This is a genomic window from Blautia sp. DFI.6.71 (genome assembly GCF_020593585.1).
Taxonomy (GTDB): domain Bacteria; phylum Bacillota; class Clostridia; order Lachnospirales; family Lachnospiraceae; genus Blautia_A; species Blautia_A wexlerae.
Genome location: NZ_JAJDMJ010000015.1, coordinates 48021 through 60962 on the forward strand (window position 1 = coordinate 48021; position 12942 = coordinate 60962).

General features: G+C 41.5%; 12 protein-coding genes. All 12 read left to right on the forward strand.

Annotation, left to right across the window (positions count from 1 at the left end):
- The first annotated feature begins 2 nt into the window (after window positions 1–2).
- Window positions 3–1361: an acetyl-CoA decarbonylase/synthase complex subunit gamma gene (gene acsC / locus LJE12_RS08555; protein ID WP_025577065.1), complete on the forward strand. Its 1359-nt coding sequence runs from the start codon at window positions 3–5 to the stop codon at window positions 1359–1361.
- A gap of 116 nt (window positions 1362–1477) precedes the next feature.
- Window positions 1478–2263: a carbon monoxide dehydrogenase/acetyl-CoA synthase methytransferase subunit gene (gene acsE / locus LJE12_RS08560; protein ID WP_022380768.1), complete on the forward strand. Its 786-nt coding sequence runs from the start codon at window positions 1478–1480 to the stop codon at window positions 2261–2263.
- 106 nt (window positions 2264–2369) lie between these two features.
- On the forward strand, window positions 2370–4310 hold the full coding sequence (gene acsV / locus LJE12_RS08565) for a corrinoid activation/regeneration protein AcsV (RefSeq protein WP_227226355.1): 1941 nt from the start codon (window positions 2370–2372) through the stop codon (window positions 4308–4310).
- Between the two features lie 106 nt (window positions 4311–4416).
- On the forward strand, window positions 4417–5085 hold the full coding sequence (locus LJE12_RS08570; protein ID WP_022380770.1) for a DUF3786 domain-containing protein: 669 nt from the start codon (window positions 4417–4419) through the stop codon (window positions 5083–5085).
- Window positions 5086–5177: 92 nt separating this feature from the next.
- Complete coding sequence (locus LJE12_RS08575) at window positions 5178–5807, forward strand: cyclodeaminase/cyclohydrolase family protein (protein ID WP_008703872.1); 630 nt, start codon at window positions 5178–5180, stop codon at window positions 5805–5807.
- 168 nt (window positions 5808–5975) lie between these two features.
- Window positions 5976–6830, forward strand: coding sequence for a bifunctional 5,10-methylenetetrahydrofolate dehydrogenase/5,10-methenyltetrahydrofolate cyclohydrolase (locus LJE12_RS08580; protein ID WP_008703871.1), 855 nt, complete (start codon window positions 5976–5978; stop codon window positions 6828–6830).
- 1 nt (window position 6831) lies between these two features.
- Window positions 6832–7680, forward strand: a complete 849-nt coding sequence (locus LJE12_RS08585) for a glucosaminidase domain-containing protein (protein WP_227226352.1) — start codon at window positions 6832–6834, stop codon at window positions 7678–7680.
- A 90-nt stretch (window positions 7681–7770) separates the two neighbouring features.
- Window positions 7771–8745 (forward strand): ABC transporter substrate-binding protein, encoded by a 975-nt coding sequence (locus tag LJE12_RS08590; protein ID WP_055059585.1) that lies wholly within the window; start codon window positions 7771–7773, stop codon window positions 8743–8745.
- A complete protein-coding gene (locus tag LJE12_RS08595) occupies window positions 8723–9511 on the forward strand; it encodes an ABC transporter permease (protein WP_055059624.1) in 789 nt (262 codons plus the stop codon). Before LJE12_RS08590 ends, LJE12_RS08595 begins: the two co-directional genes overlap by 23 nt.
- Window positions 9512–9582: 71 nt before the next feature.
- Window positions 9583–10170, forward strand: a complete 588-nt coding sequence (locus LJE12_RS08600) for an ATP-binding cassette domain-containing protein (RefSeq protein WP_025577060.1) — start codon at window positions 9583–9585, stop codon at window positions 10168–10170.
- Between the two features lie 100 nt (window positions 10171–10270).
- A complete protein-coding gene (locus LJE12_RS08605; protein WP_062807829.1) occupies window positions 10271–11260 on the forward strand; it encodes a guanosine polyphosphate pyrophosphohydrolase in 990 nt (329 codons plus the stop codon).
- A gap of 137 nt (window positions 11261–11397) precedes the next feature.
- A complete protein-coding gene (gene yfcC, locus LJE12_RS08610; protein ID WP_227226350.1) occupies window positions 11398–12918 on the forward strand; it encodes a putative basic amino acid antiporter YfcC in 1521 nt (506 codons plus the stop codon).
- The last annotated feature ends 24 nt before the right edge of the window (window positions 12919–12942 follow it).

The following is a 12942-nucleotide window of genomic DNA, read 5'->3' on the forward strand; positions in this document are numbered from 1 at the left end:
AAATGGCACTGAATGGTATTCAGATTTTTAAATTAACACCAAAGAAAAACTGTAAGGAATGCGGATGCCCAACTTGTATGGCTTTCTCTATGAAAGTTGCTCAGGGCGCTATGAAAATCGAACAATGTCCGCATATGTCTGATGAAGCTTTAGCATCTCTTTCCGAGGCTACTGCTCCGCCAATGAAGACAATCAAAATTGGTACTGGTGCAGAAGAGCACACTCTGGGTGGAGAAACAGTATTATTCAGACATGAAAAAACATTTGTAAGCAAGCCAAGATATGCAGTAGCTCTGTGCACATGCATGGATGACGCTGCAGTAGAGGCAAAACTTGCAGAAATTCCGAAGGTAGATTATGACCGTATCGGCGAAAGAATGTATGCTGAACTTGTATATGTAAACTGTGGTGAAGGCGCAGATGCAGCTAAATATACTGCACTTGTAGAAAAAGCAGCAGGTCTTGGCAGAACTTTAGTTCTTGACTGTAAAGATCCTGAAATCGCTAAAGCAGCTCTTGCAGTATGCAAAGACAGCAAACCGGTCTTAAACGGTGCTGATGCTTCCAACTATGAAGCAATGAACGCAGTTGCTACAGAAGCAGGTGTTGTTCTCGGTGTATCCGGTAAAGACTTAAATGAATTATATGATACAACAGCAGCTCTTGAAAAACTTGGAAACAAGAATCTTGTTCTTGATACAACAGGCGCTGACATTAAAGAAACCTTTGCAAACACTGTACAGGTTCGTCGTGCAGCTCTGAAAGATCAGGACAGAACATTTGGTTATCCATCTATCGTAAACCTTGTTAAGATCGCAAAAGGTGACCTTCACTTACAGGCAGCTTTAGCATCTATGTTTACAATGAAATATGGTTCCATCATCGTTATGGAGCAGATGACATATGCAGAGGCTCTTCCATTATATGGTCTGCGTCAGAACGTTTACACTGACCCGCAGAAGCCAATGAAAGTTGAGCCAGGCATCTATCCGTTAAATGGTGCTGATGAGAATGCAGTAGTAGTTACTACTGTAGACTTTGCTCTTACATATTTCGTAGTATCCGGCGAGCTGGAGCGTTCCGGTGTTCCGCTTAACCTGGTAATCAATGATGCAGGCGGACTTTCCGTACTGACATCATGGGCAGCTGGTAAATTCTCCGGTAACAGTATTTCTTCTTATATCAAAGAGAATGTTGAACCGAAGGTTAAATCCAGAAAACTGATCATTCCTGGTAAAGTAGCGGTTCTGAAGGGTGATCTGGAAGCAAAACTTCCTGGATGGGAAATCATCGTTGGACCAAGAGAAGCTGTACAGCTTGTTAAATTCTTAAAGGATCTGCAGGCAGACGGTCAGATTTAATGACCGTAAACATCTGGTCGGTTTTGTACTGGCCGGATTATAAAGAAAAATGTATGCAGAGGATCTGCAATTGTCAGATTTCTCTGTATAAATAAATATAAAAGGAGAACAGGGTTATGGCAAAATTCGTAACAATTGGAGAAAGACTTTCCACTACTGCACCGGCAGTAAACAAAGCATTTACAGAAAGAGATCCTGAACCGATCATCAAAAGAGCAAAACAGCAGCTGGATGCTGGTGCTACTTACCTCGATGTAAATATCGGACCTGCAGAAAATGATGGCGAAGACTTAATGAAATGGGCTGTTCAGCTCCTTCAGTCTGAGTTTGATAATGTTCCGCTTGCACTGGATACAACAAACCAGAAAGCTATCGAAGCTGGTATTTCTGTATACAACAGAGCAAAAGGAAAACCAATCGTTAACTCTGCAGACGCAGGTGACAGAATTTCCAATATCGACCTTGCAGCAGCAAATGATGCAATCTGTATCGCACTTTGCTCCTCTGGTATGGTAGCAGCTGACAATGATGAGCGTATGATGCACTGCCAGAACATGCTTGAAAGAGGTATGGCTCAGGGCATGGATACAGAAGATCTGTGGTTTGACCCGTTATTCCTCGTTGTAAAAGGAATGCAGGACAAACAGATGGAAGTTCTTGAAGCTATCAAGATGTTCTCTGAAATGGGACTGAACTCTACAGGTGGTCTTTCTAACAACAGTAACGGTATGCCAAAACATATCCGTCCGATCATGGACTCTGCTCTTGTAGCAATGGCTATGATGAATGGTCTTACATCAGCAATCGTTAACCCTAACGACCTTCGTCTGATGGAAACTATCAAATCCTGTGATGTATTCAAAGGCAATACACTGTATGCAGATTCCTATCTGGAAATCTAATCAGTTTCATACGAATTGAATACATAATTATGGGGGCTGAAGGCTTCGGTCTTCGGCCCTTGTTTTATTACAGGCTATTAACGATTATGAGAAAGGTGGTTGCCGAATGTTTAAGGTAACATTTTCATTCGAAGATGGCAGTGTGGTAGAAGCGTTTGCCAATGCGGGGGACAATTTACTTGAGGTAGCTCGTGGAGCCAATGTGGCGATCGATGCACCATGTTCTGGAAACGGAGCCTGCGGAAAATGCCGTGTCCAGTTAAAGAGCGGAGAACTGGAGAGCAAAAAGACATTACATATTTCTGACGAAGAATATCAGGAAGGATGGCGCCTTGCATGCTGCAGCAAGATCAGTGCAGATGTAAATGTGCTGGTACCTGATATTGCATCTGCCTATAAGAGCAGAATGAAAGTAGCTGATTTAAGCTCTAAAGAGGAAATAGCCATTTTTGAAAATGCCAAGAGAGACATTGAGCTTGCTGGCATAGAATTAAAGAACAGTCTTGAGGTAGTGGAAGTTGTGATGACTCCTCCGTCTCTGGATGACACAATGCCGGATAATGAGAGACTGACACGTGCACTGCGTAAATATTTAAATATTGGCAGGGTTCGTATCCCTTATGCAGTTCTGAAGAAACTTCCGGATGTATTAAGAGAGAACAATTTTGCAGTGAAGTGCGTGATTCGTGCCACATCTGACGATATGTTCGTGTATGATATTTTCGGCAAAGACGAAGATATAATAATCGGCGGTCTTGCTGTAGATATCGGAACAACAACGGTTTCTGCTGTACTGATCAATATGGAAAACGGTGAGATTCTTGCAAAGAGTTCTGCAGGGAACGGCCAGATCCGTTTTGGTGCAGATGTAATTAATCGTATTGTGGAATCACAGAAACCTGGTGGACAAAAGAAATTACAGGATGCTGTAATTACAGAGACCATCAACCCGATGATTCATGAAATGTGTAAAAGCGCAAAATTCCCAAGAGACCGTATTTACAGGATGTGTGTAGCATCCAATACAACTATGAATCATCTGTTTGCAGGAATTAATTCTGACCCATTACGTACAGAACCATATATCCCTGCATTCTTTAAGACCAATTCCCTATTTGCTTCTGATGTGGGGATTGATATCAATAAAGACGCGCATATTATTATGGCGCCGAATATCGGAAGCTATGTAGGTGGCGATATCACAGCCGGAACAATGGTCAGCCAGATCTGGAACAGACCGGAGTTTTCATTGTTTATCGACCTTGGTACAAACGGAGAGCTTGTATTTGGAAACTCAGATTTTATGATGAGTTGCGCATGTTCCGCAGGTCCTGCCTTTGAAGGTGGTGACATTAGCTGTGGTATGCGTGCCACAGATGGAGCCATCGAAGCATGTACCATTGACAAAGAGACTATGGAGCCGACCTACAAGATCGTAGGTGATCCGGGAACCAAACCTGTAGGTTTGTGTGGTTCCGGTATCATCGATGTGATCAGTGAACTTTATATCTGCGGAATTATCAATCCGAAGGGTAAATTTATCCGCGAAGGAAAGAGAATCAAACATGACAAATATGGAATGGGCAGCTATATCCTTGCATTTGAGGAAGAGGCAGGTTCTGTAAAGGATGTTGAGATTACAGAAGTTGATATTGACAACTTCATCCGTGCCAAAGGTGCCATCTTCTCAGCAATCCGTACAATGCTTACTTCTCTGGACTTCGATGTGAGCATGATCGATGATGTGTATGTTGCAGGCGGTATCGGAAGCGGTATCAACATGCAGAATGCAGTCAACATCGGTATGTTCCCGGATATCCCGATCGAGAAATTCCACTACATTGGTAACTCTTCTCTGACAGGTGCGTATCTGATGCTTCTGTCAACACCGGCAGAGAAGAAGACTTATGAACTTGCTGCAAATATGACATATATGGAACTTTCTACAGTACCGATCTATATGGATGAATTTGTAGGTGCATGTTTTATTCCTCATACAGATACAAGTATGTTCCCGACTGTAATGGAAGAGGTTCAGAACCGCTGATGAATTTCAGTAATTTCTATATGAGAAATTATGAATATCTAGAGAAATAAAAATAACAGGACGGATCTTTAGATTCCTTTGATCTGTCCTGTTTATGGAGATTTATATGGCGTTTAGCTTAAATGACTTAAATTATGAAAAAGACAGTAAGGAAAGAATGCCATGGGAGCATTATACTCAGGAGTTTGCAACTGCAGATCCGAAGGAAATTGCTTCCAGACTGTCTATTCCTTACGATGAAGAAGCAAAAAAACTTACTTTAACTTTTCTTGGAACACAGTATCAGATTACATGGCCGGATTTTGAAGTAACACATACTCCGGATGATAAAGGTTTTTATCCACTGGAGAACATGATCTATGCAAGGATCCTGACGATTCGTTTTCTTTTAAACGGTGTGAAGTCTGAGAGTTCCGGAAAATTTAAGACATACCGGGAGATGCCATGGGGAGAAGTATATTTAAGACAGTTTGACGGCAGATGTATCAAACGTCTGGCATTTTCCTATGGTAACCGTCCGGGAGATTTCAGGGCGATCATGGAGCATATCAGTGCCATACCTGTAAAGCATGGAGATATTGCCTATGAAGTAGAAATTTTTCCGGAATATAAAATACAGATGATCCTCTGGGAGGGCGATGAGGAATTTCCGCCGTCTTCACAGATTCTCTTTTCTGACAACTTCCCTGTTTCTTTTCAGGCAGAGGATATGGCAGTTATGGGAGATGTGATCATTGGTTCTCTGAAAGCATACCTGAAATGCGTTCAGAAATGACAAATGATATCAGGATTATAGAGATTGCAGAATAATCTGCGGATATCAGAGTCAGATAAGTAAATATAAACAAAAAGAAAGAGGGAGAAAAAATGGGATTTTCAACAAGTACATGTACAGAATTCGTTGAAGTTCTGGCATCTAAGGCTCCGGTTCCGGGCGGCGGCGGTGCGTCTGCATTAGTTGGTGCAGTAGGAACTGCTCTTGGAAATATGGTAGGAAGCCTTACTGTAGGAAAAAAGAAATATGCGGATGTTGAAGACGAAATGTACGAATTAAAAGCAAAATGCGATCAGTTACAGAAGGATTTCCTTCGTCTGATCGAGCGTGATGCAGAAGTATTCGAGCCATTATCAAAGGCATATGGAATGCCAAAGGAAACAGAAGAAGAGAAAGCTGAGAAAGCCAGAGTCATGGAGATCGTATTAAAAGATGCCTGCTCTGTACCAATGGAAATCATGGAGAAATGCTGTGAAGCAATTGAACTGATCGTAGAATTCGGTGCAAAAGGCTCTAAGCTTGCCATCAGTGATGCAGGCGTTGGTGCAGCTTTCTGTAAAGCAGCATTACAGGGTGCCAGCCTGAACGTATACATCAACACAAAATCCATGGCTGACAGAGAGTATGCAGAAGAATTAAACAGAAAAGCAGATGCCATGCTTGAGAAATATACAAAGATCGCAGATGATACATTCAACAGCGTACTTGGCAGACTGAAATAATAGTAAAATAGAAATTTCTGTATTGTTTTCCGTCTCTTTTAATAAAGTGTAACATTATTTATTGAGATGTATTTTTTTACAGAGTGCATATGATTTATGAGACGGTTATGCTGAAATCATTCAGATACAGTATAGAATAATAACGTATAATTTCGGAGGGAACGACAAATGGCTAAGCAGTTATTAGGTAAAGAAGTAACAGCAGCATTAAACGAGAAAATCAAAGCAAACGTAGCAGAGCTTCAGGGAAAAGGAGTAAATCCTACCCTCTGCATCATCCGTGTTGGTGAAAACCCAAGCGATATCTCCTATGAAAGAGGAGCAACAAAACGCTGTGAAACTTTAGGCGTTGCATGTGAGAAAATCTTACTTCCGGAAGATGTTTCCCAGGAAGAACTTCTTGCAACAATCGATAAAGTAAACAAAGATGACAGCATTCACGGCGTATTATTATTCCGTCCGCTTCCAAAACATCTGGATCAGGCAGTGATCGAGAATGCACTTGCTCCTGAAAAAGACGTTGACTGTATGACAGACCTTTCCATGTCCGGTGTATTCACAGGCAAGAAGATTGGTTTCCCGCCATGTACACCACAGGCTTGTATGGAAATCCTTGATCATTACGGAATCGACTGCACAGGCAAAAAGGCAGTAGTAATCGGAAGAAGCCTTGTTGTTGGTAAACCTGCAGCAATGATGCTGGTTAAAAAGAACGCAACTGTTACGATCTGCCACACAAGAACTGTAGATATGCCGTCTGTAGCACGTGAAGCAGATATCATTATTGTAGCAGCAGGCCGCGCCGGTGTTGTTGGTGCCGAATATGTAAAAGAAGGCCAGACAATCATCGATGTAGGTATCAACGTAAATGCAGAAGGCAAACTCTGCGGTGATGTTGATTACGCAGCAGTAGAGCCTATCGTAGATGCTATTACACCTGTACCTGGCGGTGTTGGAAGTGTAACAACTTCTGTACTGGTTGGTCATGTGGTAGAAGCTGCAATGAGAAAGGTAAACGCATAAGATGAAAAAAGTGCCGGGAAAATATTTCTGGCTGCTTATGACAATAACAGGTGCCCTGATGTTCGGGGCACCTGCTTTGGTAAGTGCCAGTGAAGGGATAGCGTCCACTGATACAGAAAACAGCGCAGCAGACAATGCTGCAGATACCCCAGATGACGACACGATAGCTAAAACAACTGATAGTGCAGAAAAAAACAGTCAGGAAACTGATCATTCAGGAGAGGGACAGATCTCCAAACCTAAATATCTCGAAAATGCAGAAAATAACGGAGAAGAAATTATCTCCGATGAAGACCCGACAGATAATACTTATGGATACTACACGATTATGGGTGGAACAACTGTTTCCGTCGATGAAATGTGTTCATTATACAACAGTCAGGGATGCACTTACCCATCTGAAGAACTCAGTGGCGGCGGAGCATCTGATATAGATATCTTTTGCAATATTATTGTAGAGGAGGCAAATGCCGAGAATGTACGTGGTGAAGTAGTTTTTGCGCAGGCAATGCTGGAAACCGGATGGCTGAGTTTCGGTGGTGATGCGGGAATCGACCAGTTCAATTTCGCAGGTCTTGGAACAACCGGAGGTGGAGTCAAAGGAATCGCATTTCCGGATGTAAGAACAGGAATACGTGCTCAGGTTCAGCATCTCAAAGCCTACGCCTCCACAGATTCCCTGAATCAGGAATGTGTAGATGAACGCTTTGATTACGTGACAAGAGAGACGGCGCCTTACGTGGAATGGCTGGGAATCCAGGAAAATCCTTATGGCGGTGGCTGGGCAGCAGGAAAAGATTATGGAAGTAAATTAAGAAAAATACTGGCAGATTTGAAATCAGGGACATAAAGACAGAGTTTTGCGCCTTATTTGTATTATTTTTCTGAACTGCTGTAAATGATTTTTAAATTCTTAAATAAAGAAAGGATGTTGAGTAAAATGAAAAGAAAATTGATGATTTGTGCAATGGCTTTGTGTATCTGTGCAGGATTGACCGGTAACACTGGAGAGGTCAGCGTATGGGCATCCGAAGGATCATCTTCGGATGCTGTCCGGATAGGCGCCCTGAAAGGTCCGACAGCAATGGGAATGGCGCAGCTTCTTGATGAAGACGGATACGATTTTACGATTGCTGCATCTCCGGATGAGATTGTTCCGATGGTAGTACAGGACAAGCTTGATATTGCAGCTGTTCCGGCAAATCTGGCAGCAACGTTGTATCAGAAGACAGATAAGGATGTCAGTGTCCTGGCGGTCAATACGTTGGGTGTTCTCTATCTTGTAGAGAATGGAGACAGTGTAAAATCTGTGGAGGATCTTAAGGGAAAGACCATTTATGCCAGTGGAAAGGGTGCAACTCCGGAATATGCTCTGAACTCTGTTCTTAAAGCGAATGGAATCGACCCTGAAAAAGATGTGACTGTTGAATTTAAATCTGAGCACGCAGAGGTAGTCTCCGCACTTGTGCAGGATCAGACAGCAGTCGGACTTCTTCCGCAGCCTTTTGTAACTACAGCGCTGATGAAAAACGATAAGCTGAAGGTTGCCCTGGATCTGAACAAACTGTGGGAAGATTCCATGGATGACGGAAGTAAACTGGTGACAGGAGTTGTGATCGCGAACAATGAGTTTGTTCAGGATCATGCAGATAAAGTAAATGATTTTATGGATGCTTATAAAGCATCTGTAGATTTTGTTAATAGTGACACAGAAGCTGCGGCCCAGATCATAGGAGATCATGATATTATTGCAAAAGAAGTTGCGCAGAAAGCAATCCCTGACTGCAGTATTGTGTTTATTGAAGGTGATGAGATGAAAACCATGCTTTCAGGATATCTGGCAACCCTGGATGATCAGAATCCTGAGATTATAGGAGGACAGTTGCCGGATGATGCATTCTATTACAAACGATAGAGCAAAAACTGACAATGGAACGAAATATACAGGAATTCACATATTAGCAGTACTTTTCTGGATTGCAATCTGGCAGTTTGCGAGTATGTATCTGAAACAGGAGATCCTTCTGGCATCTCCTGTTTCTGTTGTCCGAAAGCTTTTTGAACTGATTTTCAGCGGAAATTTCTGGCAGTCTGTCGGATTTAGTTTTGTACGCATTGTGACAGGATTTCTTCTGGCTGTGCTTCTGGGAATCTTTCTGGCAGTGTGGGCATATTGGTCAAAAACAGTGGAAATCCTGACAGCACCTGTGATCGCAGTGGTCAAATCTACACCTGTGGCATCTTTTATTATTTTGTGCCTGATATGGATTCCTTCGAAAAATCTGTCAGTTTTTATTTCCTTTCTTATGGTTCTGCCGGTGATATATACAAATATCCTTGAGGGAATACGACAGACGGACAGGAAGATACTGGAAATGGCAAAAGTATTTCGTGTGAATCTCAGAAGACAGATCAGGTATATTTATGTATCGCAGGTACTGCCTTATTTTCTCTCAGCATGCAGGCTTTCTCTTGGAATGTGCTGGAAGGCAGGAGTGGCAGCAGAGGTTATCGGAGTACCTTCAGGTTCTATTGGTGAGAAATTGTATAATGCAAAAATATATCTGAATACTCCGGATCTTTTTGCGTGGACAATTGTGATAATTGTGATCAGTTTTGTATTTGAAAAGTGTTTTCTTGGAATTGTAAGCAGAGTAGTTTATATGATAGAACATAGATAACGGAAATTTTGATTTATGATAATCCTCTTAAATGCATTATTTATGAGGTCTGTTACAGGCGGAGAAGAGATATGGATATAAAGGTAGATCATATTAGTAAAGCATACGGAGAACAGCAGGTACTGCAAGATTTGTCCTGTGTTTTTCCGGAAGGGAAAACCACTTGTATCAGAGGAAGATCCGGATGTGGCAAAACAACACTGATACGGCTTCTTCTGAGACTGGATATTCCGGATAAGGGGAAAATAGAAGGGGTAAGTGACAGGAAACTCAGTGCAGTATTTCAGGAAGATCGTCTGTGTGAAAATCTGAGCGCTGCTTCTAATATAAGACTGGTATGTACAGAAACAATAACAGACAGAGAACTGGAGGAGGCGTATAAAGCAGTTGCGCTTACTGAGATATGGCAGAAACCGGTTCGTGAACTGAGTGGAGGAATGCGTAGGAGAGTATCTATCCTGAGGGCATTGCTGGCTGAATCAGACTGTGTGATCATGGATGAACCTCTCAGAGGTCTTGATGAAAAAACCAGAGCAAAAACAATTGATTATATTTTGAAAAAGACGGAGGGAAAGACGTTGATCTTTGTTACTCATGAAGAAAAAGAAGCAGTTTGGTTAAAGGCTGACAGAACAGTAGATATATTGACAAAGCATTAAAATTAATGAAAAACTAAATTTCGGTTATAGATTATAGCGTGTTTGAAAAATCATTTCTACAATCTTCAAACACGCTATAACTCCAAAAGAGGAAAAACTTATGATTACATTAAATGATTATCTGTATTCAGGAGATACGGTTTTAAAAATTTTACAGAAATATACCCGGGATCTGAGAAAAGAAGCGAAACTTACTCATAATGAGATTGATATGATGCATGTGAATTTCCTGATTCAGATCACAGAGCTTTTAGAACACAATGATTTCCTTACGGCCCAGTCCCAGAAGATCCGGGAATTTTATAAATATATGGCTCATGAATATCCGTTTCTTGCGTTTACATTTAAAGGAAGGATCAAATCGCTGATCCGGGCAGAAGAGAAATTTAACGGCTATATTGTGGAATATATTTACGATTATTATACAAAACATGGAACCTATCCTCCTGTATCGGAACTGAAAAATAAACTCAGTTGTTTTCGGGATTTTATTGCATACAGAATTGTGTTGTGTATGCCCAAGTGTCATCTGAAACCAGGAGAAGATCAGGAAACGGCGTCGATCCGCTATCTTTATGAGATTGCCAATGTTCTTCCCGGGTTCCTGGAAGAACGAGGGTTTACGGTGGAGTCTGCCTATGGAGTAAAGAAAAGTACGTCGCCGCTTCTTAATGAAGATGTGAAGATGTATTACCGGGATTATATCTGTGGAACCAGCGGGGAAGGATATCAGTCATTACATATCACAGTTTATGATAACAGTTCCCGTTCTTTCATGGAGGTGCAGCTACGTACTCAGAAAATGGATGACACTGCGGAAATTGGTCCGGCGAATCATCTGGGATATGAGAAGAAACAGCAGGATGAGCGTGCAAGACGTGATGCTATTCCAGAAGGCGAGTGCGTTTATTTTGATGAAGCCTATGAACGGGGCATGCGTCTTTTGCAGCTGGAACTGGCAGATCTGGATGTAAATATGTTTTCCGCAGTAGATAACAGTCTGATCAATGATGGGTGCGGACTGTTCAGGGGAAGACTGATATTACCTTATGAACATTTGTCAAGATTTCAGAATGATGTGATTGATTGAATAAAACACCTATCTTTTGATGTATAAAAATACAGGGAAATGACAAAAATTGATAAAATATGTAAATTTTTAGTTATATTTTAGGCATTCTATGGTACACTGATATAGTATATCAAAAATGGGAGGGAAACTCGAAAATGAGCAAAAAAGAAGGAAAAGGGTTAAAGTCTTTTAACAAGGGGTTTCAAGTGCCTGACACCTACATTATTATCTTTTTAGTAGTTGTTGTCGCTGCACTTCTGACTTTCCTTGTACCAAAGGGATTTTACGAAACACAGGATATTTCGTACATGATCAATGGTGTTGAGAAAACCCGTACGGTAATCAAAGACGGAAGTTTCCAGTATCTGACAGATGATGCAGGAAATGTAGTAACAGAAGGAGTAGCACTCTTTAGTGGAGATGGTGGAACAGGATTCTTCAACTATATGTATAACGGAATCGTAAGCAGTTCTGCAATCGAGATTATCGCATTTCTTATGGTAGTAGGCGGTGCATTCGGTATCATGATCCGTACAGGAGCGATTGAATCCGGATTGATTGGATTGATCCGTAAGGCAAAGGGAGCAGAAAAACTGCTGATTCCGATACTTTTCGTACTGTTTTCTCTTGGTGGAGCAGTTTTTGGAATGGGAGAAGAAGCACTTCCGTTTACTATGATTCTTTGTCCATTGTTTGTTGCAGTTGGATACGATTCAGTTATCGCAGTTCTTGTTACTTATGTTGCAACACAGATTGGTTTCGGTTCATCATGGATGAATCCATTCTCTGTAGGTATTGCACAGGGTATTGCAGGTATTGACGTATTCTCTGGAGCAGGATTCCGTATGGTAATGTGGGTAGTATTTACAGTACTCGGCTGTGGAATGACTATGTTCTATGCATCAAAGATCAAAAAGACTCCGACAATCTCAATCGCATATAAGACCGATGCATATTTCCGTGAGCAGAATGAAAAAACAGGAATTGACGAAGGACATTCATTTGGTCTTGGACACATTTTAGTTCTTCTGACACTGGCTGCTACAGTAGTATGGGTAGTTTGGGGAGTTATGACTCAAGGATACTACATGCCGGAGATTGCTACTCAGTTCTTCATTATGGGAATTGTTTCCGGTGTGATTGGAGTTATCTTTAAACTGAACGATATGAAACTGAATGATATCGCAACATCATTCAAAGATGGAGCAAAAGACCTGATCGGTGCTGCACTTGTTGTTGCTATGGCACAGGGCATCATGCAGGTTCTTGGTGGATCTGATCCGACAACACCTACGGTTATTAATACAATTATGTATAATATTTCAAATGCACTGTCTGGAGTTTCCGGAGCAGTTGCAGCAGTACTTATGTATCTGTTCCAGTCCGTATTCAACTTCTTCGTTGTATCCGGAACCGGACAGGCTGCGATTACAATGCCAATCATGGCTCCACTGTCAGACCTGTTAGGTGTTTCACGTCAGACAGCTGTAGTTGCATTCCAGCTTGGTGATGCATTTACAAACCTGATTGTTCCTACATCAGGATGTCTGATCGGATCTCTTGCAATTGCAAAGATTGAGTGGTCTAACTGGATTAAATTCATGTGGAAATTCCTTGGTGTATTAATGATTGGTGCAATTATTACAATTCTTATTGCAGTTGGAACTGGATTCTAAAACATACATTTGATAATTGAGAGT

What these genes read in the sequence shown, in the direction of transcription:
- acsV (WP_227226355.1), top strand. Translation starts at nt 2,370, where the DNA reads ATGTTTAAGGTAACATTTTCATTCGAAGATGGCAGTGTGGTAGAAGCG.
- yfcC (WP_227226350.1), top strand. Translation starts at nt 11,398, where the DNA reads ATGAGCAAAAAAGAAGGAAAAGGGTTAAAGTCTTTTAACAAGGGGTTT.
- LJE12_RS08600 (WP_025577060.1), top strand. Translation starts at nt 9,583, where the DNA reads ATGGATATAAAGGTAGATCATATTAGTAAAGCATACGGAGAACAGCAG.
- LJE12_RS08580 (WP_008703871.1), top strand. Translation starts at nt 5,976, where the DNA reads ATGGCTAAGCAGTTATTAGGTAAAGAAGTAACAGCAGCATTAAACGAG.
- acsE (WP_022380768.1), top strand. Translation starts at nt 1,478, where the DNA reads ATGGCAAAATTCGTAACAATTGGAGAAAGACTTTCCACTACTGCACCG.
- LJE12_RS08570 (WP_022380770.1), top strand. Translation starts at nt 4,417, where the DNA reads ATGGCGTTTAGCTTAAATGACTTAAATTATGAAAAAGACAGTAAGGAA.
- LJE12_RS08605 (WP_062807829.1), top strand. Translation starts at nt 10,271, where the DNA reads ATGATTACATTAAATGATTATCTGTATTCAGGAGATACGGTTTTAAAA.
- acsC (WP_025577065.1), top strand. Translation starts at nt 3, where the DNA reads ATGGCACTGAATGGTATTCAGATTTTTAAATTAACACCAAAGAAAAAC.
- LJE12_RS08595 (WP_055059624.1), top strand. Translation starts at nt 8,723, where the DNA reads ATGCATTCTATTACAAACGATAGAGCAAAAACTGACAATGGAACGAAA.
- LJE12_RS08590 (WP_055059585.1), top strand. Translation starts at nt 7,771, where the DNA reads ATGAAAAGAAAATTGATGATTTGTGCAATGGCTTTGTGTATCTGTGCA.
- LJE12_RS08575 (WP_008703872.1), top strand. Translation starts at nt 5,178, where the DNA reads ATGGGATTTTCAACAAGTACATGTACAGAATTCGTTGAAGTTCTGGCA.
- LJE12_RS08585 (WP_227226352.1), top strand. Translation starts at nt 6,832, where the DNA reads ATGAAAAAAGTGCCGGGAAAATATTTCTGGCTGCTTATGACAATAACA.